Annotated in this window: 19 protein-coding genes and 1 pseudogene; 9 read left to right on the top strand and 11 right to left on the bottom strand. The window is 56.0% G+C overall.

What is annotated here, in order from left to right; translation table 11 throughout:
- Nucleotides 1-46: 46 nt before the first annotated feature.
- Entirely contained in the window at nucleotides 47-970 is a 924-nt protein-coding gene (locus CIK94_RS08465; RefSeq protein ID WP_094422617.1) for a DMT family transporter, read from the bottom strand.
- A 111-nt stretch (nucleotides 971-1,081) separates the two neighbouring features.
- On the opposite strand from CIK94_RS08465, the gene CIK94_RS08460 reads away from it, so the two are divergent.
- The gene (locus CIK94_RS08460; protein ID WP_022311201.1) at nucleotides 1,082-1,906 is read left to right on the top strand and encodes an AAA family ATPase; all 825 of its coding nucleotides are present in this window, start codon (nucleotides 1,082-1,084) and stop codon (nucleotides 1,904-1,906) included.
- On the top strand, nucleotides 1,899-2,990 hold the full coding sequence (locus CIK94_RS08455) for a DUF4435 domain-containing protein (protein ID WP_094422615.1): 1,092 nt from the start codon (nucleotides 1,899-1,901) through the stop codon (nucleotides 2,988-2,990). Before CIK94_RS08460 ends, CIK94_RS08455 begins: the two co-directional genes overlap by 8 nt.
- A gap of 141 nt (nucleotides 2,991-3,131) precedes the next feature.
- Here the strand turns inward: CIK94_RS08455 and CIK94_RS08450 are convergent, their stop codons facing one another.
- The 4 genes from CIK94_RS08450 to dxs are packed head-to-tail and all read right to left on the bottom strand — an operon-like array spanning nucleotide 3,132 to nucleotide 8,839.
- The gene (locus CIK94_RS08450; protein ID WP_094422612.1) at nucleotides 3,132-4,094 is read right to left on the bottom strand and encodes a type I phosphomannose isomerase catalytic subunit; all 963 of its coding nucleotides are present in this window, start codon (nucleotides 4,092-4,094) and stop codon (nucleotides 3,132-3,134) included.
- A 39-nt stretch (nucleotides 4,095-4,133) separates the two neighbouring features.
- Nucleotides 4,134-5,591 carry a TrkH family potassium uptake protein gene (locus CIK94_RS08445; protein ID WP_094384920.1) on the bottom strand — a complete coding sequence of 486 codons (1,458 nt, stop codon included), beginning with the start codon at nucleotides 5,589-5,591 and terminating at the stop codon, nucleotides 4,134-4,136.
- Nucleotides 5,592-5,606: 15 nt separating this feature from the next.
- Complete coding sequence (trkA, locus tag CIK94_RS08440; protein ID WP_094422610.1) at nucleotides 5,607-6,950, bottom strand: Trk system potassium transporter TrkA; 1,344 nt, start codon at nucleotides 6,948-6,950, stop codon at nucleotides 5,607-5,609.
- Nucleotides 6,947-8,839 (bottom strand): 1-deoxy-D-xylulose-5-phosphate synthase, encoded by a 1,893-nt coding sequence (dxs, locus tag CIK94_RS08435; protein ID WP_094422608.1) that lies wholly within the window; start codon nucleotides 8,837-8,839, stop codon nucleotides 6,947-6,949. The genes trkA and dxs overlap by 4 nt, the downstream gene beginning before the upstream one ends.
- A 994-nt stretch (nucleotides 8,840-9,833) precedes the next feature.
- Here dxs and CIK94_RS14640 point away from each other — a divergent pair.
- Nucleotides 9,834-10,022 carry a hypothetical protein gene (locus CIK94_RS14640; protein WP_094422604.1) on the top strand — a complete coding sequence of 63 codons (189 nt, stop codon included), beginning with the start codon at nucleotides 9,834-9,836 and terminating at the stop codon, nucleotides 10,020-10,022.
- Between the two features lie 140 nt (nucleotides 10,023-10,162).
- Here CIK94_RS14640 and CIK94_RS08420 read toward each other — a convergent pair whose 3' ends face one another.
- The 4 genes from CIK94_RS08420 to CIK94_RS08405 all read right to left on the bottom strand — a co-directional run bounded on the left by CIK94_RS08420 (nucleotide 10,163) and on the right by CIK94_RS08405 (nucleotide 12,647).
- Entirely contained in the window at nucleotides 10,163-10,528 is a 366-nt protein-coding gene (locus CIK94_RS08420; RefSeq protein ID WP_144008355.1) for a hypothetical protein, read from the bottom strand.
- An 87-nt stretch (nucleotides 10,529-10,615) separates the two neighbouring features.
- A complete protein-coding gene (locus tag CIK94_RS08415; RefSeq protein ID WP_022311661.1) occupies nucleotides 10,616-10,933 on the bottom strand; it encodes a hypothetical protein in 318 nt (105 codons plus the stop codon).
- 58 nt (nucleotides 10,934-10,991) lie between these two features.
- Nucleotides 10,992-11,453, bottom strand: coding sequence for an RNA polymerase sigma factor (locus tag CIK94_RS08410; RefSeq protein WP_158216546.1), 462 nt, complete (start codon nucleotides 11,451-11,453; stop codon nucleotides 10,992-10,994).
- A 180-nt stretch (nucleotides 11,454-11,633) separates the two neighbouring features.
- Nucleotides 11,634-12,647, bottom strand: coding sequence for an aspartate-semialdehyde dehydrogenase (locus tag CIK94_RS08405; RefSeq protein ID WP_022311663.1), 1,014 nt, complete (start codon nucleotides 12,645-12,647; stop codon nucleotides 11,634-11,636).
- A 144-nt stretch (nucleotides 12,648-12,791) separates the two neighbouring features.
- Between CIK94_RS08405 and CIK94_RS08400 the strand changes: the two genes are divergently transcribed.
- The 6 genes and pseudogenes from CIK94_RS08400 to rpsO all read left to right on the top strand — a co-directional run bounded on the left by CIK94_RS08400 (nucleotide 12,792) and on the right by rpsO (nucleotide 17,560).
- Nucleotides 12,792-14,921: a cation:proton antiporter gene (locus CIK94_RS08400; RefSeq protein ID WP_094422600.1), complete on the top strand. Its 2,130-nt coding sequence runs from the start codon at nucleotides 12,792-12,794 to the stop codon at nucleotides 14,919-14,921.
- A gap of 10 nt (nucleotides 14,922-14,931) precedes the next feature.
- Complete coding sequence (locus CIK94_RS08395) at nucleotides 14,932-15,636, top strand: ABC transporter ATP-binding protein (RefSeq protein WP_094422598.1); 705 nt, start codon at nucleotides 14,932-14,934, stop codon at nucleotides 15,634-15,636.
- Nucleotides 15,608-16,453, top strand: a complete 846-nt coding sequence (locus tag CIK94_RS08390; RefSeq protein WP_022311666.1) for a S1 RNA-binding domain-containing protein — start codon at nucleotides 15,608-15,610, stop codon at nucleotides 16,451-16,453. Before CIK94_RS08395 ends, CIK94_RS08390 begins: the two co-directional genes overlap by 29 nt.
- Nucleotides 16,454-16,460: 7 nt before the next feature.
- Complete coding sequence (locus CIK94_RS08385) at nucleotides 16,461-17,015, top strand: hypothetical protein (RefSeq protein WP_094422596.1); 555 nt, start codon at nucleotides 16,461-16,463, stop codon at nucleotides 17,013-17,015.
- Nucleotides 16,997-17,113 (top strand): annotated as a pseudogene (locus CIK94_RS14075) (GntR family transcriptional regulator); the annotation flags it as partial. The gene CIK94_RS08385 and the pseudogene CIK94_RS14075, both read left to right, overlap by 19 nt.
- A gap of 177 nt (nucleotides 17,114-17,290) precedes the next feature.
- Complete coding sequence (rpsO, locus tag CIK94_RS08380; protein ID WP_022311668.1) at nucleotides 17,291-17,560, top strand: 30S ribosomal protein S15; 270 nt, start codon at nucleotides 17,291-17,293, stop codon at nucleotides 17,558-17,560.
- A 229-nt stretch (nucleotides 17,561-17,789) separates the two neighbouring features.
- On the opposite strand, the gene typA is transcribed toward rpsO, so the two are convergent.
- Together typA and CIK94_RS08370 are read right to left on the bottom strand one after the other, a co-directional pair.
- Nucleotides 17,790-19,592, bottom strand: coding sequence for a translational GTPase TypA (typA, locus tag CIK94_RS08375; RefSeq protein ID WP_094384907.1), 1,803 nt, complete (start codon nucleotides 19,590-19,592; stop codon nucleotides 17,790-17,792).
- Between the two features lie 221 nt (nucleotides 19,593-19,813).
- Nucleotides 19,814-21,463 carry a DUF6562 domain-containing protein gene (locus CIK94_RS08370; RefSeq protein ID WP_144008354.1) on the bottom strand — a complete coding sequence of 550 codons (1,650 nt, stop codon included), beginning with the start codon at nucleotides 21,461-21,463 and terminating at the stop codon, nucleotides 19,814-19,816.
- Nucleotides 21,464-21,469: the final 6 nt, after the last annotated feature.

Genomic DNA, 21,469 nt, shown 5'->3' with positions numbered 1-21,469 from the left:
AATGATAAAATCTCTGATGATAATGCGAAAAAACAGCCCGGCGGGATTAATCTTTGACCTCGGGATGCTCGACATCGCGGCGCGACTTCGACTTGGTGACGAGCCATACGCCCGAGAAGACGAGGATTACCGCCAGCGCCTGACTCAGCGTGAAGACGGCCAGACCCGTAAGCACCGACACGGTGACCGACACGATGGGTTGCACATAATTGTAAACGCTCACCACGGTGGGGCGCAGCACCTGCTGGCCAGCCATCATCAACAGGTAGCTCACAAACGTGCCGAAGAAGACCACAAAGCCTGCCTCTGCCCAGGTGGTAAGAGCCACTGCCGACCAGTCGTTGGCCATCAGGTGGGGCGAGGCTATGGGCAGGATGTAGAGCGATGCCCAGAGAAACATCCACTTGTTGACGGTGATGACGGAATAGCGGCGCACCAGCTTGCTGAACAGCGCCAGATAGAGGGCAAACGACAACTGGGCCATCATGCACAGCACGTCGCCTCGCAAGTCGCCCACCCGGGCGTTGGCTGCCGACACGCTGCTCACGATCAGGATGACGGCGCCGCCACAGCCCATCGCTACCCCACCCGCCTTCATCGCCGACAGGGGCTCGCGCAGGATGAAGAACGACAGCACCATGGCGAAGATGGGCATCGATGTGGTGACGATGCTGGCATTGACGGGCGAGGTGATGCCCAGTCCGATGGTATACATGCACTGGTTGAACACGATGCCAAACAGTGCCGCCACAGCCAACAACAGCACATCGCGGCGTGCCATGCGCTCACGGGGCGCAAAGAGCGACGCCGTCCAGAACAGCAGCGCGGCGCCTGCCACGCGGAGCGATACCAGACAGATGCCGTCGATGCCGTGGGCCATGGCATCCTTGCCCACCGGAGCCATAAGGCCCCAAAAGATTTCGGCGAAGAGCAGACTCAGATGGGCCTTGAGCGCACGATTGTCATTCATAATCTTATTAATAGTTAAATTTCGGGGGCAAAGGTAAACAAATAAGCCATAAATGGGTGCAAGGCAAGGCTTTTTTTCGTAAATTTGTGCGAAAACTTAACCTGTATCATCATGCAGAAATATGCCGATTACATCAAGGAGATAGAGATAGAGTCGCTGTGGAGCGGGCAGCGTCATGTCGTGTGGCAACTGGACCGCCGCGTCAATGTGCTGAGCGGCGTCAACGGCGTGGGCAAGAGCACCATCCTCAACAAGGTGGTCAAGGGCCTCGCCGCCGGCGGCGAGTTTCCCAGCCACATGCTCAAGGGCGTCCACCTCACTGTGAGCCCAGCCGACGCCAAATGGATACGCTACGATATCATACGCTCGTTCGACAGGCCGTTGCTCAACGCCGACATGCTCACCAAGGTCGACATCTCTCTGGTCACCGAGCTCGACTGGCAACTCTTCCAACTGCAGCGCCGCTACCTCGATTACCAGGTCAACATTGGCAACCGCATCATCAGCGTGCTCCAACAGGGCGGCTGCGACGGTGCCGCCGAAGCCCAGCGTATCAGTGAGCCCAAGAAGAAGTTCCAGGACATGATAGACAGACTCTTCGCAGACACGGGCAAGAAGATTGTGCGCACAGAGAACGAGATTCGGTTCACGCAGATCGGCGAGACGCTACTGCCCTATCAGCTGTCCAGCGGCGAGAAGCAGATACTCGCCATCCTGCTCACCGTGCTGGTCGAGGACAACAAGCCCTACGTGCTGTTCATGGACGAGCCCGAGGTGAGCCTGCACGTAGACTGGCAGCAGCAGCTCATAGACCTCATCCTCGAGCTCAACCCCAACGTACAGATTATCCTCACCACCCACAGTCCGGCTGTCATCATGAACGGATGGATGGACCGTGTGACCGAGGTATCCGATATTATTGTCAACAATGGGTAGACGACTCAAAGACAGCATCACCTCCGACTACCTGTCGGCTGCCAACAGGCTCAACTCCAGGCAGGCGCGTCACCGCATCGTGGCCTATGTCGAAAGCTACGACGACGTGTTCTTCTGGCGCACTGTCCTCTCGAGCTTCGAGACCGACAGCTACTACTTCCAGGTGATGCTCCCCTCGCGCTCCCGCCAGCTCAACCGTGGCAAGAAGGCGGCGCTCATGCGGCTCATGACCGACCGCGTGGGCAGTGATATGATTGCCTGCGTCGATGCCGACTACGACTATCTTATCCAGAAGGCCACGCCCACCTCGCAGCAGATTATCGACAGCCCATACGTCTTCCACACCTACGCCTATGCCATCGAGAACCTGCAGTGCTACGCCCCGTCGCTCCACGATGTCTGCGTGGCTATCACCCTCAACGACCACCACATTTTCGACTTCAACGGCTATCTGCGCAGTTTCTCCGAGATTATCTATCCGCTCTTCGTGTGGAACGTATGGTTCTATCGCACGCCCCATTACGGCGAGTTCACGATGAGCGACTTCCTCTCGGTCATCGAGATGGGCAACTTCTCCGCCGTCCATGCCCAGGACATGCTCGCCCGCCTGTCTCACAAGGTGGTCAGACGGCTCGACGCCCTGCGCCGCAACTACCCCGAGGGCGTCAAGGCTTACCCCAAGGTCGAGGCGAGTCTGCGCTCGTTGGGCGTGACGCCACAGACCACCTATTTATATATACAGGGGCATCATCTCTTCGACCGCGTGGTGAGCCCAGCCATGACGCGCATCTGCGCCCAACTTATCCGCGAGCGCGAAAACGAAATCTCGCGCGACAGCATGCACTCCACCCAGCGCCGCAATGAGCTGAGCTGCTACTCGCACAGTGTGGAAGATGTCGAGGCGATGCTCAAGAAGAACATGGGGTATGTGCTCTCCGATGTCTTTGCTCACATCCGTGCCGATGTGCAGCACTTCCTCGACACCTATCATGCCCCTGCGCCAGCCGGGACTGTTGGGGCTACCGCCGGGCCCGCCGCCCTTGCGCCCGACCCTACCCCGCCAGCCACCGCAGCCGGAGAGTAGCCCACAGCCTCCGTCACCGTCATCCCCATCCATACAAGAAGCGGGAGGAAACACCGTATCTGCTGATACCGTGCTTCCTCCCGCTTTCTGTTATTGCCTTGCGGCAGGGAGTACAGGCCCTATCGGCCGTGCGATGAGGGTTTATACGTAAGTCTCGAGCATCTTGATAGTGCCCTCGACCTTGAGCGTGTCAGTGGTGGCAGGCACGAGGATAGACTCGCCGGCGCTGATGGTCACTGTGTTGCCCTCGTTGTCGGTGATGGTGCCTTCGCCCTTCAGACCGATGAGGATTACAAAGCTGTCGAGCTCGCTGTAGTCGAGCGTCATGGGCTCGTCGAGGTCATAGACGGCTGTGGTGAAGTAAGGACATTCCACCAGGGTCACGCCCTCGTTCTTCTTGTGCTCATAGTGGGTGCGGTAGTCGTCCTCCACGGTGTAGTTGATGCACTCGGCAGCCTCCTTGGTGTGGAGCTGGCGGTAGTTGCCGTCCTTGTCCTTGCGCTTGAAGTCGTAGATGCGATAGGTGACATCGCTGGTCTGCTGGATTTCGGCGAGGAAGCAGCCTGTGCCGATGGCGTGGATGCGGCCTGCGGGTAGGAAGAAGCAGTCGTCTTCCTTGACCTCATACTGGGCGAGGGCGTCGGTGATGGTGTCGTCCTCGACCATAGCCTTGTACTGCTCGGGGGTAATCTGCTTCTTCAGACCGCTGTAGAGCTTGGCGTCCTTGTCAGAGTCCATGATGTACCACATCTCGGTCTTGCCGCGCTCCTTGCCCTGGCGCTTGGCTATCTCGTCGGTGGGATGCACCTGGATAGAGAGGTCCTGACGGGCATCGATAAACTTGATGAGCAGGGGGAACTCGTCGCCGAAGCGCTCATAGTTGGCCTTGCCCACGAGCTTGTCCTTCTGCTCGATTACCAGTTCGTTGAGCTTCTTGCCGGCATACTCACCGTCGGCTACCACTGTCTCGTTGCCGGGCACTCCAGAGATTTCCCAGCTTTCGCCTACGTTCTCGAGATGGTCATCGAGATGCTTGAAGGGGATGATTTTGTCGCCACCCCAGATGGTCTGCTTCAACAGAGCCTTAAACTTTAATGGTTTCATACGCTTTATTGTTTGTTGTTTTATACTGTTTGTCGTTTTCTAATTGTCTTTCCAGAATGTGGGGGTGAAGATGACCAGCACGGTGAATATCTCCAGACGCCCTACGAGCATCATGAACGAGCAGGTCCATTTGGCAAGGTCGGGCAGCTGGCTCCACGACATCGTGGGACCTATCTCCAGACCCAGCGAGGGACCCACGTTGCCCAGACTGCTCAGACAGATGGTGATGGCATTGGTGTGGTCTATGCCGCAGGCTATCATGATAAACGCCACCACCAGCAGCATGATGACATAGGTGGCGAGGAATGCCAGCAGCGTCACCCTCTTCTGGATGGGCACATTGACGCCGTCGACCCTCAGCGGCAGCACGGCATTGGGGTGGAGTATCTGCCGCAACTCGTTGCGTATCACCTTGAGCACCATCATACTGCGTATGCTCTTGAAGGCACCGCTGGTAGAGCCCGAGCAGGCTCCCACAAACATACATACCGCCAGCACCACCCAGGTGACATGGGGCCACAGCGCGGCGTTGTCGTTGAACAGGCCCGTGGTGGTCAGGAAGTTGACTACCTGGAAGGCGCCGCAACGGAAGGCGTGCTCGGCGTCATAGCCGCGGTACGCCATGAGCTGGAACATGACGAATGCCGTACAGGCTGCCGTCATGAAGAGATAGAACTTGAACTCGTCGCTCTTGAAGAGCATCCCTATGCGGCGGCGTGCCACGGTGAAGTAAAGCAGGGTGAAGTTGATGCCCGCGAGGAAGCAGAATGTGGTGCAGGTATATTCCAGTGCGGGCGAGTGGAAGTTCTCCATGCTGTCGTTGTATATGGAGAAACCGCCTGTGGCTGTCGAGGTCATGGCATAGTTGATGCTCTCCCACGGCGACATGCCGAATATCCAGTAGCAGCCTGCACAGGCTGCCGTCAGACATACATATACCATCCATATATACTTGGCTCCCATCGACAGACGGGGATGCAGCTTGGTCTGGATGGGGCCCGTAATCTCGGCAGAGAACACCTTGACATAGCCGCCGTCGAGCGAGGGCAGCAGGGCGACCGTGAAGAAGACGATACCCAGACCTCCTATCCACTGGGTGAACGAGCGCCAGAAGAGGAGACCATGGGGCAGCGCCTCGACATCGTCTATCACGGTGGCGCCGGTAGTGGTAAATCCCGACATGTTCTCAAAGAACGCGTCGGTGAAGTTGTTGACATATCCGCTCAGCATGAAGGGCAGCGAGCCAAAGAGGCTGAAGACCACCCACGACAGCGTGACGACCATGTAGGCATCCTTGCGCGAGAGGCGGTTGCCCGCCTTGAGTCCGAAATACCTGAAGACGATGGCGGCAAGGAGTATCAGCCCCACCGAGGTGACAAACGCCGGCGTGTCGCCCTCGCCGCTATAGACAGAGATGCCCAGGCTCAGCGACATGAGGGCTGCCTCGAAGAAGAGGAGCGCTCCCATAATCTTGCTTATCATGTTCCAGTTGATCATAACGGCTGCACTCTATCAGATGAAGAACTTCTCTATCTTTTTCATATTGATATTGTGGCAGAACACCATCACCGTGTCGCCCGCCATAATCTGGGTGTTACCCGACACCAGCATACCTACGCCGTTTCTTACCAGTCCGCCGATGGTCATGCCCTGTGGCAGTCCCAGTTCGTATACGGGCTTCTGGGTAATCTTGGAGTTCTCCTTGGGGATAAACTCGGCGATATCGGCATTGGCCGACATGAGGAAGGTGACATTGAGCACATCGGCATCGAGCAGCATCTGGTAGATGCGGCTGGCGGCGATGGCCTTCTTGTTGATGATGGTACCTATATCCAGGCTCTCTGCCATGCTTACATAGTCGAGGTTCTCGACCATAGCCACGGTCTTTCTCACGCCCATTCGCTTGGCGGTGAGGCAGGCCAGGATGTTGGTCTCTGTGTTGCCTGTGAGCGCCACAAAGGCTTGGGTATTGTTGATGCTCTCTTCGGTGAGCAGCGACAGGTCACGGCCGTCGCCGTTGATGACGAGCGCCTTATGGCTGTCGAGCATGTCGTTGAGCTGTTCGCAGCGCTCCAGACTGCTCTCGATGATTTTGACATCCATGTATTCGGGCATGCCCTTGACGGCGTTGACGGCTGTATTGCCACCGCCCATAATCATCACGTTCTTGACATCGGCATACTGCTCCTTGCCCACTATCTTGCGGATGTAGGGGATAAACTGGCGCGTGGTCATGAAGTAGGCCAGGTCGTAGAGCTGCAGCACGTCGTTACCGCCAGGGATGATGGTATCGAGGCCACGCTTCACCGCCACCACGTGGTAAGGGTCCTGCGCACCGCAGAGCTCGCGGAGCGGACGGTTGAGTATCTCGCATCCCTCGCGCAGCTTGATGCCCAGCAGGATGAGGGCTCCGTTGTGCACATCCCAACGCTGGCGCACCCACGACATCTTGAGACCGTTGTTGATGTCACGGGCAGCGAGCACCTCGGGGTAGATGAGTTCGTCGACGCCCAGTCTGACGAAGAGTTCGCGCTTGTCGTCTTCGATATATTCGGCGCGGTCTATGCGCGCCACGGTCTTGTGGGCACCGAGTGCCTTGGCCAGGATACAGCAGTTGAGGTTGAGACTCTGGTCAGGGGTTACGGCGATGAAGAGGTCGGTGTGGCCCACGCCGGCATCGGTGAGGGCCTGTATGCTGTCGGGGTCGGCCACCATCGTCAGCAGGTCGTAGTCGCTGCCGATACGTGCCAACCGGTCGGGGTCGGGGTCTATGAGCGTGATGTCCTCGTGGTTGCGCGAGAGCAGTCGTGCCAGATGGGTACCTATGGCGTAGGCACCGGTAATAATGATTTTCATCCTTTAATATGTTGAATAATCGTTGCCTTGTCTATACCCGCGATGCGGCGCAGTTCGCTTACGGTGCCGTGCTCGACAAACTCGTCGGGCAGGCCCAGCCTTACAATCTCGGGCGTATAGTGATGGTCGGCCATCCATTCGGTGACAGCCGTTCCCAGACCACCGCATCTCACACCGTCTTCCACGGTGATGACGCGGCTGAACCTCTGGCCCACCTCGTCGAGTATGCCGCCGTCGATGGGTTTGAGATAGCGCATATCGTAATGGGCCACAGTGAGCTGGCCCTCAGCCTCAACCTCAGCCACTGCCTCGGCAGCCACATTGCCTATAGGGCCGATGGTGAGCACTGCCACATCGTGACCCTCGTGCATGCGTCGGCCGGTGCCCACCTCGATGGCTTCGAGCTTGCAGCGCCAGTCGTTGTGCTCGGCAGCGCCTCGGGGATAGCGTATCACCACCGTACCCATGTCGGGGAGCTGTGCGGTGTACATCATCCGGCGCAGTTCGTGCTCGTCCATGGGCGAGCAAATCGTGAGATGGGGGATGGGGCGCAGCGCCGCCATATCGAAGGCGCCATGGTGGGTGGGGCCGTCCTCGCCCACCAGTCCGCCGCGGTCCAGACAGAGCACCACGGGCAGCGAGAGCAGAGCGAGGTCGTGAATGATATTGTCGTAAGCGCGCTGGGCAAACGAGCTGTAGATATTGCAGAAGGGTTGGAGACCGTCTTTGGCCATACCTCCCGAGAAGGTCACGGCGTGGCCCTCGGCTATGCCCACATCGAAGGCGCGGTCGGGCATGGCATTCATCAGTATGTTCATCGAGCAGCCGGTGGGCATGGCGGGTGTCACGCCCACAATGCGGTCGTTCATCTGTGCCAGTTCGAGCAGGGTCTCACCAAACACATCCTGGTACTTGGGAGGCTTGTTAGACGAGTCGCTCACGATGCGCTCGCCGGTCTCGGCATCAAATCGGCCCGGAGCGTGCCAGATGGTGGCTTCGTCCTCGGCGGGCTTGTAACCTTTGCCCTTGGTGGTATGCAGGTGCAGCAGCTTGGGGCCCTTCATGTCCTTGAGCTGGCGCAGCAGGCGCACCACCTCCTTGACGTCGTGACCGTCGAAGGGACCGAAGTAGCGTATGTTCATGCCCTCAAAGATATTCTGCTGATGGCTCAGCACCGACTTGATGGCGTTGTTGAGTCGTATGATGCCCTTGCGGCGGCGGTCGCTCAGATGGCCATTGTCCTCGAGCCATCGGGCCACCTTGAACCTTATCTTGTTATAGGTGGCATTGGTGTCGAGATTGAGCAGATACTTCTCCATACCACCCACAGCGCGGTCTATGCTCATGTCGTTGTCGTTGAGGATGATGAGCAGATCATTGGGGGTCGACGAGACATTGTTGAGACCCTCAAAGGCCAGACCGCCACTCATGGCACCATCGCCGATGACGGCCACCACATGACGGTCGTCGTGCCCGGTCTTGCGGGCAGCCACCGCCATACCGAGGGCGGCAGAGATGGAGTTGGAGGCATGACCGCAGGCGAAAGTGTCGTACTCGCTCTCCAATGGGGAGGGAAACGGGCGGACGCCGTGCAGATGACGGTTGGTGCAGAACGTGTCGCGACGTCCTGTAAGTATCTTGTGACCATAAGCCTGATGACCCACATCCCACACTATGCGGTCGTCGGGGGTATTGAAGACATAGTGCAGGGCAACGGTAATCTCAACGACGCCCAGACTCGAGGCAAAGTGACCGGGATTGACCGACACCTCGTCGATAATGTCTTGGCGCAGCTCGCTGCAAACCTCTGCCAACTGGTCTATATCCAACTTGCGCAGGTCAGAAGGGTATTTTATTTGGCTTAGTAGTCCGAATTTATTCTTGTCCACATCTATAACATGTTATATTCATGCAAAAGTATTAATTTTTTTTGATATTAACCTATTTATTCATGAAAAAATGGCGCCCGCCCTTACAGTCGCGCGCATTATAATATAATAAGGTGTAAAGGGAGTAAAGCACAGCCCCACGGTTGGCGCCAGCAGGGGCAGCGGAGTCCACCCTGTCCAGGTATTGACAAGAGGTGTGCGCAAGCAGCAGTTAAGTGGGGATGATACAAATAAGGAGCCCACAAGCAGCAGCAATGTGGGGAATGATACAAACGAGGAACCCACAAGCAGCAGCAACGTGGGGAATGATACAAACGAGGAGCCCGCAAGCAGCAGCAACGTGGGGAATGATACAAACGAGGAACCCACAAGCAGCAGCAACTCTGAAGGAGTTGCGATTCCCCAGCCCAGGGTTGCGGGCGAAGACCGCTACCCTGGGTAGCAGCCCTACTAACTTGGCAACTCTGTAGGAGTTGCGATTAGCCGCAGGCGTTACCCACAGCAGGACAAAGGGCTGAAATGTGTAGGGAAATACCATCAAACTGATAATAACGCCTTCGGCTAAACGCAACTCCTACAGAGTTGCTATCCCTTTGTGTATCAGCACCCAGGGTAGAGGCGCTGCACGCCTCAACCCTGGGCTATGAAATCGCAACTCCTACAGAGTTGCCAGGGGTGCGTACCATCCACAATGGGCTACTTGTATCACTGTCATGGGCATATCCACTGCACGCCTCTACTTTGGGTTACACCCTCACCACATTCCCCATAAACGCGACACACGCCATCGCGCCGATGGGCCTCGCCCCAGCGCTGCCGATGGAACTGCGCCATCGGCGAATTGTGTTCCGCCATGCCCTAATCGTCCTTGGCGGCTCGTGACGGTTGTTACGGGCTCACGTGCCGTTTGTTACGTGAGCCCGTATCATAAGGCACGTGACCACGTATCATCCGTCACGAACCGCCGATGTGACCGTCTGCGACGGCGGGCGTTATGGCGGCGGGTGCGGCGTGGCTATCAATGGTGATGGGGGGTGCATATAAGCTGGAGGCGGGGCATGAAATAGAGAAATCGGGACTTGCAATGATTACGGCAAGCCCCGAAATAGTGGTATCAAACCACGAAATGATAAATAAAGACATCGCCAGAGAGTTGGCTGCTATGGGCGGCAGATATACTTAGACTGACGCCAGCGCGGGAGCAAAAGACGCCAACGCGGGAGCAGAGGACGCCACCTCGGCGACGGAGGAAATAGAAAAATCCCGGACAACTGCCTGCTGCCCGGGACTGATGCTTGTAACCGTTATGGCGCGGAGAGACGCCTACTTCTTCTCTACCATCTTCCACTCGATGACGAAGGCGATGAGCAAGCCTACGCCGCCGCCTATGGCTGCCGTAAGCCAGAGGGTGAGTATGGTGAAGTCAGCCACACGGGCCAGCACGGCTGCGATGCCTGTAAAGAACAGCAGCAGACCCAGGCGCAGGGTGGCGAACGAGAGAGAGTGACGGCGCCCGGTCTCCTCGAGCAGTAAGCGTGCCGTGTCGCAGTCCACACCGCCGCTGATGATTTCGCTACGCAGTCTGAAAGCGTTGCGTTTCATGTCTACAAGGTAGTAGACCAGACCGATAATCAACGAGAGGGGGACGGAGAACACCATAATGATGCCGACGATTTGTTTTAAATCCATAATGCAATCCATAATGCTTAATGTGTTAATGTTGTTAATACTGTTGTTGTCATTGCTTTACCTAAAGACCGGCATGCAGACAAATTATTACACTCTGGTGACAGAAAAATCGCAGATGACGCGGACGACAGCCACGAGGGTAGTCACTGCCGCCACTGCCATAGACACGGCGACGACGGGAGTGGACGCCGAAGCCACGCTGTCTGACAAGACGCCGACGACAAAGACCAGCAGCGGCATGCCAAAGGCAAAAGCCACCACGCGCGCCCAACGGCGCAGCAGGGTGCGGCGTGCCGAGCGTCTTACCTCGGTCATCACCCTGGTGTTGATATCCGAGAGCAGCATCTGCCGCTCTACCGCCTCGCTGATGAGGCGGTCAAACTCTTGTTCATTCATCTTCTCCATGTTCCAGTTGTTTCTTTAATCGTTGACGTATACGGTTGAGCCGCACCAGCACATTGGCCTAGGTGAGACTGAGCCTGGCGGCTATCTCGGCGGTGGTCTGGTGGCGGTAGTAATGCAGCTGCACGATGCTCCTGTCGGGCTCGCCCAACTGCGAGACAGCCTGCTCCATGCGCTGCAGGCGGCGTTCGTGCTCGGGGGAATAGTCTTCGTAGGGCACATCGTGGTCCAACTGACCGGCACGACGGCGGCGGGCGGTGTCGAGATAGGTCAGCGACAGGCGCACGGCTATCATGGCGAGCCACGGCGCGATGGAGTCGTCGCCATGCCAGTCGGCAAGCCGGGTATAGGCGCGCACAAAGGTCTGCTGGGCTATCTCGGCAGCCAGGTCACGACATCGCACCACGCCCATGGCCTTGGCAAAGACCAGGGCCGAATGTCGGCTCACGATATCGCTGTAAGCCTGGGTCTTGCCGCCCAGCACGAGCGTCACCAGTTGTCTGTCGGTCATCTCTGTTTTCATTGTCTTTTTCTTACAAGACGACGGTGGGGCGCTATTATTACACCCCATGCCCATATTTTTTCTCTGACGGGGCGCTGCCCTTACCTCCCCCGTGGTAGAGGCAAAGAAAAAGCCACCGCCTGCCCTACTGCTCTCTACAGGATGGCTGGCGGTGGCCCGATGGTATATCAGCGTGGGGCTTTACTTCACATTGCCCACCTTGACGAGATACTCGGCTATCTGCACGGCATTGAGCGCGGCGCCCTTGCGTATCTGGTCGCCGGTAAGCCAGAGGGTGATGCCATGGTCGTCGGCCAGGTCGCGGCGCACGCGGCCTACGAAGACATCGTCCTTGCCCGCACTCTCAAGCGGCATGGGATAAACATAGTGCTGGGGGTCGTCCTCGAGGGTGCAACCGGGAGCTGCTGCGATGGCAGAGCGCACCTCGTCGACGGTGAGCGGACGCTCGGTCTCTATCCACACAGACTCGGAGTGGGAGCGGAGCGAAGAGACGCGCACACAGGTGGCGCTGGTGCGCACGTCGCTGTGCATAATCTTACGGGTCTCATGATACATCTTCATCTCCTCCTTGGTATAGTCGTTGTCGGTCATCACGTCAATCTGTGGAATGACGTTGTAGGCCAGCTGATGGGGAAACTTGTTGATGGTCTTTACCTTGCCCTCGGTGAGAACCTCACGGTACTGCTGCTCGAGTTCGGCCATGGCTGCGGCACCTGCACCGCTGGCGCTCTGGTAAGAAGAGACATGGACACGGCGGATGTGGCTGAGCTTCTCGATGGGCTGCAGCACTACGACCATCATGATGGTGGTGCAGTTGGGGTTGGCAATGATGCCACGGGGGCGGTTGAGGGCGTCCTCGGGATTGACCTCGGGCACTACCAGTGGCACGTCCTCGTCCATGCGGAAGGCGCTGGAATTGTCTATCATCACCGCGCCGTGCTTGGTGATGGTCTCGGCAAACTCCTTGGAAGTGCCGCCACCGGCAGAAACGAAGGCTATATCTATATCGCGGAAGTCGTCGTTGTGCTGGAGCAGCTGGACTTCGTACTCTTTACCTTTGAAAGCGTATTTGGTACCTGCGCTGCGCTTGGAGCCAAACAGTACCAGCTCATCGATGGGAAACTCTCTCTCAGCGAGAATACGAAGAAACTCTTGTCCAACGGCGCCACTCGCGCCCACAATTGCTACTTTCATTTTGTTTATTTCTTATTGATTATCTGTTATCGTGTGCAAAATTACAACATTTGGGGCACTTATCAGTTAATTTTTAGGGATTTTATCATCAAATGTGACATTTTTTTCGGACCTTTGCAGTAGATTTATACGTCACAGAGAGCTATGCCCGATTTATCCCAATATTTCCCCATAACCGACCCGACAATCATATTCTTTGTCGTGCTGCTCATCATCCTCTTTGCGCCAATCATCATGGGCAAGTTGCGTATTCCCCACATCATCGGCATGGTGCTGGCGGGTATGGCGATAGGCAGCTACGGTCTGAATATACTCTCGCGCGACGCCTCTTTCGAGCTCTTCGGCAAGGTGGGCATGTACTACATCATGTTCCTCGCCGCCCTGGAGATGGATATGGAGGGCGTGAAGCGTACGAAGGGTCAGATGGGTATCTACGGCATACTCACCTTTATCCTGCCGGCACTGCTCACGGGTGGCGCTGCGCGCTGGATACTGGGTTATCCGGTGCAGACCTGTCTGCTGCTGGGCTGTCTGATGGCTTCAAACACGCTGGTGGCATACCCCATCGTGGGACGTTATGGTCTGCAGCGCAAACCGAGTGTGGCGCTGAGCGTGGGGTCGTCGATGCTGTCGCTCTTCATGGCGCTCATGGCGCTGGCAGCCATCGTGGGCATACACCAGGGCGACAGCGGCATAGGGTTCTGGGCTCTGTTTGCCGCCAAGACCGTGGCGCTCTGCCTGTTTATGAGTATGGTAATACCGAGGCTGACGCGCTGTTTTCTGCGCCGGTACAGCGACTCGGTGATGCAGTTTATCTTTGTGCTCGCCATCCTCTTCATGAGTGCCGTGCTGTCGGGGTTGGCTGGGCTTGAAGGCATCCTCGGCGCATTCCTTGCCGGACTGATACTCAACAGATACATACCCCGCCTGTCGCCGCTGATGAACCGCATCGAGTTTATCGGCAACGCCCTGTTTATCCCCTACTTCCTGATAGGTGTGGGCATGCTCATCAACGTGAGACTGCTCTTCACCGGAGGGCAAATCATCTGGGTGGCAGCGGTGATTACCATCTTTGGCACGCTGGGCAAGGCACTGGCAGCCTACATCTCATCGGTGGCACTGCGGCTGCCGTGGACATCGGGCAACATGATGTTTGGTCTCACCTCGGCACATGCCGCCGGAGCCATAGCCATACTGATGACGGGCATGAAGCTGACCTCGCCCGGAGGCGTATCGATGATAGACGACACGCTGCTCAACGGCGTGGTGCTGATGATACTCTTCACCTGCGTCATCTCGACCATCGTCACCGACAGGGCGGCGCAGCAGATAGTGTTCCGCGACAAGGAGTATGCACCCAAGAACCCCAGCAAGGACAACGAGAAGATACTGGTGCCGGTGAAATATCCCGAGTATGCCGACCTGCTGATGTCAATGGCCTTCATGATGCGCAATCCCAAGCTGAAGACGCCCATCGTAGGCCTCAACGTGGTCTACGACGACGCCGACCTGATGCAGAACCAGGAAGAGGGGCAGAAGCTGCTGGAACATCTGGTGCGCCATGCCGCATCAGCAGACGTGCAGATGGAGACTCAGGTGCGCATAGCCGCCAACATAGCCAACGGCATCAAGCATGCCTTCAAGGAGTTTCAGGCTTCGGAGATACTCATAGGCATGCACATGCACGCCGACAAGTCCAACAAATTCTGGGGAAACTTCCACCAGAGTCTCTTCAACGGACTCAACTGCCAGATTATCATGGCGCGCCTCAACCAGCCGCTCTCCACGCTGCGCCGCATACAGGTGGCTGTGCCGTCGAGGGCCCAGTATGAGCCTGGATTCTATCGATGGATGGAACGACTGGCCCGTATGGCTGAGAACCTGGAATGTCGCATCACCTACCACGCCCGCGAAGACACCATGGCACTGATTACCGAATGGGTGCGCAACCAGCACCCCGCGCTCAGGGCCGAATACATAAGCATGAACCACTGGAACCAGTTGCCGCATCTGGCTACGACGATTGCCGACGACCACCTGTTTGTGGTGGTGACAGCCCGCAAGGGCACGGTGTCGTACAAGTCGGCGCAGGAGAAGCTGCCCTACGAGATAGAGCACTACTTCAACGGCACCAACCTGATGATAATCTTCCCCGACCAGTATGGAGGCACCATGGACGAGATGACCTTCGCCCAGCCACAGCACACGGAGGAAGACAGCGCTTATGACATGATACACAACTGGATAGCCAAGCACTGGCGTCACAAGAACTAAGACAGACACTATGATAGATATCAAAGGCATAACCAAGAGTTTCGGCTCGCTGCAGGTGCTCAAGGGCATAGACCTGCACATCGACAAGGGCGAGATACTGAGTATCGTCGGCCCCAGCGGTGCCGGCAAGACCACACTGCTGCAGATAATAGGCACACTGGACAAGCCCGATGGCGGACAGGTGTGCATCGACGGCGTAGAGGTAAGCCGTCTGAAGTCGAACAAGCTGAGCGATTTCCGTAACCGTCATATCGGTTTCGTGTTCCAGTTCCATCAGCTTCTGCCCGAATTTACCGCCATCGAAAACATCATGATTCCCGCCCTCATCGCCGGAACAAGCAAGAGCGAGGCTCGCGAGAAAGCCATGCAGTTGCTGCAGTTTATGGGACTCGAAGAGCGGGCGCAGCACAAGCCCGCCCAACTCTCAGGAGGTGAAAAGCAGCGCATCGCCGTGGCAAGAGCGCTCGTCAACGACCCCGACGTGATACTGGCCGACGAACCCAGCGGCTCGCTCGACAGCAAGAACAAGCAGGAGTTGCACCAGCTCTTCTTCGACCTGCGCGAGAAGATGGGCCAGACCTTTGTCATCGTGACCCACGACGAACAGCTGGCTGCCATCACCGACCGCACCATCCACCTGAGGGACGGCATGATCATCCACACCGAAACACCAAATCAAGAAGACAATGGAGAAGATACAACTGGGAGCATATAACCTGCTGAAAATAGTGAAAGAGGTAGACTTCGGACTCTACCTCGACGGAGGCGATGAGGGCGAGATACTGCTGCCCAAACGCTATGTACCCAAAGATTATAAGATAGGTGACGAACTCGACGTGTTTCTGTACCTCGACCAGGACGAACGCCTCGTGGCTACCACCGAGCACCCGCTGGCTAAGCCGGGCGACTTTGCCTACCTCGAGTGCTCGTGGGTGAACGAATACGGCGCCTTCCTCAACTGGGGCCTGATGAAAGACCTCTTCTGCCCCTTCCGCGAACAGAAACGCCGCATGGAGATAGGTTCGTCGTACATCGTCTATGTGACCATCGACGAAGAGAGCTACCGCATTATGGCTACGGCGAAGGTGGAGAAATACCTCAACAAGGAAAAGCCCACATACAACGCCGGCGACGAGGTAGACATCATGATATGGCAGAAGACCGATCTGGGCTTCAAGGTCATCATCGACAACCAGTATGCCGGCCTCATCTACCGCGACCAGATATTCAAGCACGTGCAGACGGGCGACCGCATGAAGGCTTACATCGCCTGCGTGCGCCCCGACGGCAAGATAGACCTCACGCTGCAGCCCACAGGCCGCCAGCAGACACTCGACTTCTCGGAGACGCTGCTCAACTGGCTGCAACAGCACGACGGATACTGCGAACTGGGCGACAAGAGCGATGCCGAGGAGATAAAGGCGCGCTTCGAGGTGAGCAAGAAGGTCTATAAGAAGGCCATCGGCGACCTCTACCGACGCAGACTCATCGTCATGGAGAACGGAGGCATAAGACTGATAGACAAAGTATGAAAACAAGATGAGGAAGCTATTGCCCTTTATCCTTTTATCTACCTTCACCTGTTATATCTATGCCCAAAGGGATTTCAGAGAGAAACAGAGGGTTAGCAACTCTGTCCTTTTCACTATCGAGACACATGACGGCAAGAGATATCTAACAAGTGATGCGTTATTTCATTCTTCAGAGATAACCTATATGGGCTGGCTGAAAGTAGAAGAGAAATACAAGAGAATGGGAGTAAAGACAATGATACTTTTCAAACTTCCTGCCGATGTAAAAGCAATGGCATGGAAGGACTTTATAAGGCGTAAAGGTATCACTATACATAAGAATGACACCGTTTACTACCAGTCTCTTCCCATCGGGACGTTATACGAACCCCTTCTCAGCCCCGACTATATAACAGGCATCAAGAGAAACGGCCATCGAGTAGATATTGTCTATAAGCAAAAAATGAATCGCAAGCCGTCGTGGGCAACTGAGAAGGCAAGAGATAGCGTCTATAAAGTACGGGCACAACGCCAACAAGCAACAGGAATAACAGATAGAAAGGCAAGGCGCGCTTCGAGGTGAGCAAGAAGGTCTATAAGAAGGCCATCGGTGACCTATACCGACGCAGACTCATCGTCATGGAGGACGGAGGCATAAGACTCGTAGCGCAAAAAGACTGAGATTGTGGCAGCTGTAAACAAAATAATCGGCAAAATGCTTGGCAGTTAGCGCAAAAAGCAGTACCTTTGCACCGCAATTTCGGAAAATCCGATGCATTCGAAGGCGTGGCCGGTTGTGATTAAGGCCAGCAGGCGCCCGATGGATGTAATAGCACAACAATTAATCAACTTATAATCATGTATTTAGACAAAGCTAAGAAAGAAGAGATCTTCGCACAGTATGGTAATGACGCCAAGAACACTGGTTCTGCCGAGAGCCAGATTGCTCTGTTCACCTATCGTATCGCTCACCTCACTGAGCACGTAAAGCAGAACCGCAAGGACTTCGTTACCACCCGCTCACTGACTCAGCTCGTAGGTAAGCGTCGCGCGCTGCTCGACTATCTCTATCGCATCGACATCAACCGCTACCGCGCCATCATCAAGGCTCTCGGTCTGCGTAAGTAATCGCAACGCAACGGTTGGTCGAAAGACCCATACAAGGATGCCCGTCCGCAAGGATGGGCATCCTTTTTTGTTGTACCTCTGTCTGGCACAAAAAGAAGCTGTGCCAAGCTATCGACAGGATAGCTTGACACAGCTTGGGATTGCAGCCGGCGGGATGGGCTTGCCGCCGGCAGTCTGACGGGCAAGAGCCGCGACAGACGCAGTCTATAGGATGCCTATGGTGAGGCAGTTACTCCTTGTTGGCACGCTTACGCTCGAGATGGTCGAGCAGCACCTTGCGCATACGCATGCTCTTGGGTGTCACCTCGACATACTCGTCGCCCTTGATATACTCCAGACACTCCTCGAGACTCATCACCACCTTGGGGATGACACGGGCCTTCTCGTCGCTACCGCTGGCGCGGACGTTGGTGAGCTGCTTGGCCTTGGTGACATTGATGACCAGGTCGTTGTCATGAACGTGCTCGCCCACAACCTCGCCGGCATATACCTCCTCGCCCGGGTCGATGAAGAACTTGCCACGGTCCTGCAGCTTGTCAATCGAATAGGCGTAGGCGGTACCCGTCTCGAGGGCTATCATCGAACCATTGGTACGACGAATAATCTCGCCCTTGAACGGCTGATACTCCTTATAACGGTGGGCCATGATGGCCTCGCCCTGAGAGGCGGTGAGCACATTGGTACGCAGACCAATGATACCGCGGGAGGGTATCTCAAACTGTATATTGACGCGGTCGCCCTCGGTATCCATACCCACGAGCTCGCCCTTGCGACGAGTAACCATGTCAATCATCTTGCTGGAGAAGTCCTGGGGCACATTGATGGTGAGTTCCTCAATGGGCTCGCACTTCTGGCCGTCTATCTCCTTGTAGATAACCTGTGGCTGACCTACCTGGAGCTCATAGCCCTCGCGGCGCATGGTCTCGATGAGCACAGAGAGGTGGAGCACACCACGGCCGCTGACAATCCAACGGTCGGTACAGCCCTCGACAGGAACGACGCGGAGCGCGAGGTTCTTCTCCAGCTCCTTCTGCAGTCGGTCGTTGATGTGGCGCGAGGTGCAGAACTTGCCCTCACGGCCGAAGAAAGGACTATCGTTGATGGTGAAGAGCATACTCATCGTAGGCTCGTCGATGGCGATGGGTGGAAGAGGCTCGGGGTTCTCGAAGTCAGCGATGGTGTCGCCAATCTCGAAACGCTCGAGACCGATAACGGCACAGATGTCGCCAGAGCATACCTCGGCGGTCTTCTTGTGACCCATACCCTCAAAGGTATGCAGCTCCTTAATCTTGGTCTTCTCCTTGCTGCCGTCGCGGTGACAGATGGTGATGTTCATACCATCGCGCAGCACGCCACGATGCACGCGGCCCACGGCGATACGACCCGTGTAGCTGCTATAGTCGAGCGAAGTGATAAGCATCTGGGGCGTTCCGTCCAACTGGCGTGGAGCAGGAATCTTCTCGAGTATCTCGTCGAGCAGATATTCGATATTGTCGGTAGGCTTGGTCCAGTCTGCCGACATCCAACCGTTCTTGGCAGAGCCATAAACGACAGGGAAATCGAGCTGGTCTTCGGTGGCGTTGAGGTCGCACATAAGGTCGAACACCATCTCATAGACCTGCTCGGGACGGCAGTTGGGTTTGTCTACCTTGTTGACCACCACGATGGGCTTCAAGCCCAACTGCAGCGCCTTCTGCAGCACAAATCGGGTCTGGGGCATAGGGCCCTCAAAGGCGTCGACGAGCAGCAGACAGCCGTCGGCCATATTGAGCACACGCTCTACCTCGCCACCGAAGTCGGAGTGACCCGGCGTGTCGAGGATATTTATCTTAACACCTTTCCAGTTGATAGAAACGTTTTTGGAGAGGATGGTGATACCGCGCTCACGTTCCAAATCGTTAGCATCCAACACCTCACCACTATTATCCTGGCCCTCACGGAAGAGTTTTCCGGCGAGCATCATCTTGTCGACCAGCGTAGTTTTTCCGTGGTCGACGTGTGCAATCACTGCAATATTCCTAATGTCTTGCATCAAATGTTACCTTAAATTCGGATGCAAAGTTACTGAAACTATCGGACAAAAAGACATACTTGTTGAGTTTTTTGACATGACTCGCGGTAATTTATGATAATTTACTAATGTACTGAGTATTACAAGGAATGAATTGCTACAGAATACGGGCTGCCAGCACGCTCTCGCAGTTGGCAGCCCGTCGCAGAGTAGAGACCCTAAGGTCTTGGGATTATATCAGTCTATGAAGGGTTCTTCACGGTAACACCGTCGACGATGACGGTAGCCTTGGTACCCTTCTTCTCGTTCCACAGCGAGTTGCCGCTGACAGAGCCGTTGGCAAATCCGGCAGCTGTGCAGTTGTTGATAACCACCTTGAAGGGAGTGCCTACGCCTGCGGGGAGAGAGCTGTCAATCTCTATGGCAGCCTTGCCTGCAACGGAAGCCGAGGCGTTAAAGGTGCAGTCCTGGAATGTGGCTGTCTGGCCTGTTATGGAACCTTCGTTGTAGATGAGCACACTCTTGCCGGCGCAGTTGAAGGTGCAGCGGGTAAAGGTAATGTTAGATGAACCATAGGTCCAGATGTTGTAACAGTCGCTCGCGGTCTGCTCAAACTTACAGTCTTCATATGAAGCATCAGCTGCATAAGAGAAGGGCTGGCCGGTAATCACGCAGCCTTTGTACTTCACCGTGGTAGCATGCTGGATACCTGTATAGTTGGCATTGGGCGACGCTACGGTGACATTCTCAAACGCAACATTCGTGGCAGTTACAGCGGCGGGAATACTGATTGTGGTCGTAGCGACATTGTCGCTGGAGAATATCACGCCGTCGGCAGGTGCAGTAGAGAGAGTATAGGAGTTGCCGGCAGCCAACTTCACAACGGTATTGGGCTGAGAGGCAGCAGCAGTCATCTCGGCTTGGGTCGAAGCATGTACCATGCGGTAGGTGGTGTTGTGGTCAGGAGTGGAGAAAGCAGGGTCGACCACTACGGAGAATGTGGTAGTACCAGAGAGGATGTTGCCCACGATATTGGTGCGGTAATTGCGCTGGAGGGGCAGGTTCTGCAGACCGTTCTTGACTACGATTTCGGTGCCGGATGCTGTCTTGAAGGTAAATTCAGCCGAAGCCAGGGTCTTCTGGGTACCGTCGGTAGCGTCGTTGGGCAGAATGTAGCTCATGGAGAGATACTCGTAATCCTCCTTAGTGCCATCACCATCGGCATCGACCTTCAGGGACTCGCCAGGCTTAGCAGCATAGGTAAAGTTGACATCGGCGGCGCCAGATACCTTGCCGTCAAGTACATTCAGCGTAGTGGCTGCCTGCTTCACGGTCACCTTTGATTCGTCGAAAGTAGCGCCCGAAGCTACAGCTGCATTCCAGTCTGCTATAGTAGTACCCACATTGAGTTGGGCGAAGGGGCGCTTGAGTTCAACGGTCTGAGCGACATCGCCATTGACGGTTATCTCAACGGCATTGAAGAATGCGTCGCGACTCTCGTCATTGTTGGCGCCGCTGTAGTTGACCGCAACCTGCATGTTGTCATTCACGGTGTAAGCAGTGTTTCCGGCTTTCTGGGCCCAGAAGGCTACCTTGTAGGTCTGGCCCTTTGCCAAGGTGAGCGCTACCGTATGGCCGGAGCGGAGGTCGGTTGCAGACTCTTTAACGAGGGGCTTTGCGGTAATGGGGTTGCCATTCTTGTCAAACACACGATAGACAAGCTCATTGACGGTGGTGCCGTCACTGATAGCACGGGTAAGGGCACCATCGGCGCTTACCTTGAACGTTACCTGGGCAAGACTGCTGTCTGCCTGCGGGACATTGTTGTCGTCCGAACACGAGTTTGCCAGCATCAGAGCGGCAAACATTCCAAAGATAGTTACTTTTTTCATTTTGTA

Origin of the sequence: Prevotella sp. P4-51, from assembly GCF_002251455.1 — a bacterium.
Classification (GTDB): domain Bacteria; phylum Bacteroidota; class Bacteroidia; order Bacteroidales; family Bacteroidaceae; genus Prevotella.
The sequence above is the reverse complement of the archived record's forward strand: the minus strand, read 5'-3'. Positions and strand labels throughout refer to the sequence as shown.

Coding starts and splice junctions, on each gene's coding strand:
- CIK94_RS08390 (WP_022311666.1), top strand. CDS start 15,608: ATGGAGAAGATACAACTGGGAGCATATAACCTGCTGAAAATAGTGAAA.
- typA (WP_094384907.1), bottom strand. CDS start 19,592: ATGCAAGACATTAGGAATATTGCAGTGATTGCACACGTCGACCACGGA.
- CIK94_RS08415 (WP_022311661.1), bottom strand. CDS start 10,933: ATGGAGAAGATGAATGAACAAGAGTTTGACCGCCTCATCAGCGAGGCG.
- CIK94_RS08370 (WP_144008354.1), bottom strand. CDS start 21,463: ATGAAAAAAGTAACTATCTTTGGAATGTTTGCCGCTCTGATGCTGGCA.
- CIK94_RS08395 (WP_094422598.1), top strand. CDS start 14,932: ATGATAGATATCAAAGGCATAACCAAGAGTTTCGGCTCGCTGCAGGTG.
- CIK94_RS08450 (WP_094422612.1), bottom strand. CDS start 4,094: ATGAAACCATTAAAGTTTAAGGCTCTGTTGAAGCAGACCATCTGGGGT.
- CIK94_RS08455 (WP_094422615.1), top strand. CDS start 1,899: ATGGGTAGACGACTCAAAGACAGCATCACCTCCGACTACCTGTCGGCT.
- CIK94_RS08460 (WP_022311201.1), top strand. CDS start 1,082: ATGCAGAAATATGCCGATTACATCAAGGAGATAGAGATAGAGTCGCTG.
- trkA (WP_094422610.1), bottom strand. CDS start 6,950: ATGAAAATCATTATTACCGGTGCCTACGCCATAGGTACCCATCTGGCA.
- CIK94_RS08385 (WP_094422596.1), top strand. CDS start 16,461: ATGAGGAAGCTATTGCCCTTTATCCTTTTATCTACCTTCACCTGTTAT.
- CIK94_RS08465 (WP_094422617.1), bottom strand. CDS start 970: ATGAATGACAATCGTGCGCTCAAGGCCCATCTGAGTCTGCTCTTCGCC.
- CIK94_RS14640 (WP_094422604.1), top strand. CDS start 9,834: ATGGCGGCGGGTGCGGCGTGGCTATCAATGGTGATGGGGGGTGCATAT.
- CIK94_RS08445 (WP_094384920.1), bottom strand. CDS start 5,591: ATGATCAACTGGAACATGATAAGCAAGATTATGGGAGCGCTCCTCTTC.
- rpsO (WP_022311668.1), top strand. CDS start 17,291: ATGTATTTAGACAAAGCTAAGAAAGAAGAGATCTTCGCACAGTATGGT.
- CIK94_RS08420 (WP_144008355.1), bottom strand. CDS start 10,528: ATGGATTTAAAACAAATCGTCGGCATCATTATGGTGTTCTCCGTCCCC.
- CIK94_RS08405 (WP_022311663.1), bottom strand. CDS start 12,647: ATGAAAGTAGCAATTGTGGGCGCGAGTGGCGCCGTTGGACAAGAGTTT.
- CIK94_RS08400 (WP_094422600.1), top strand. CDS start 12,792: ATGCCCGATTTATCCCAATATTTCCCCATAACCGACCCGACAATCATA.
- CIK94_RS08410 (WP_158216546.1), bottom strand. CDS start 11,453: ATGAAAACAGAGATGACCGACAGACAACTGGTGACGCTCGTGCTGGGC.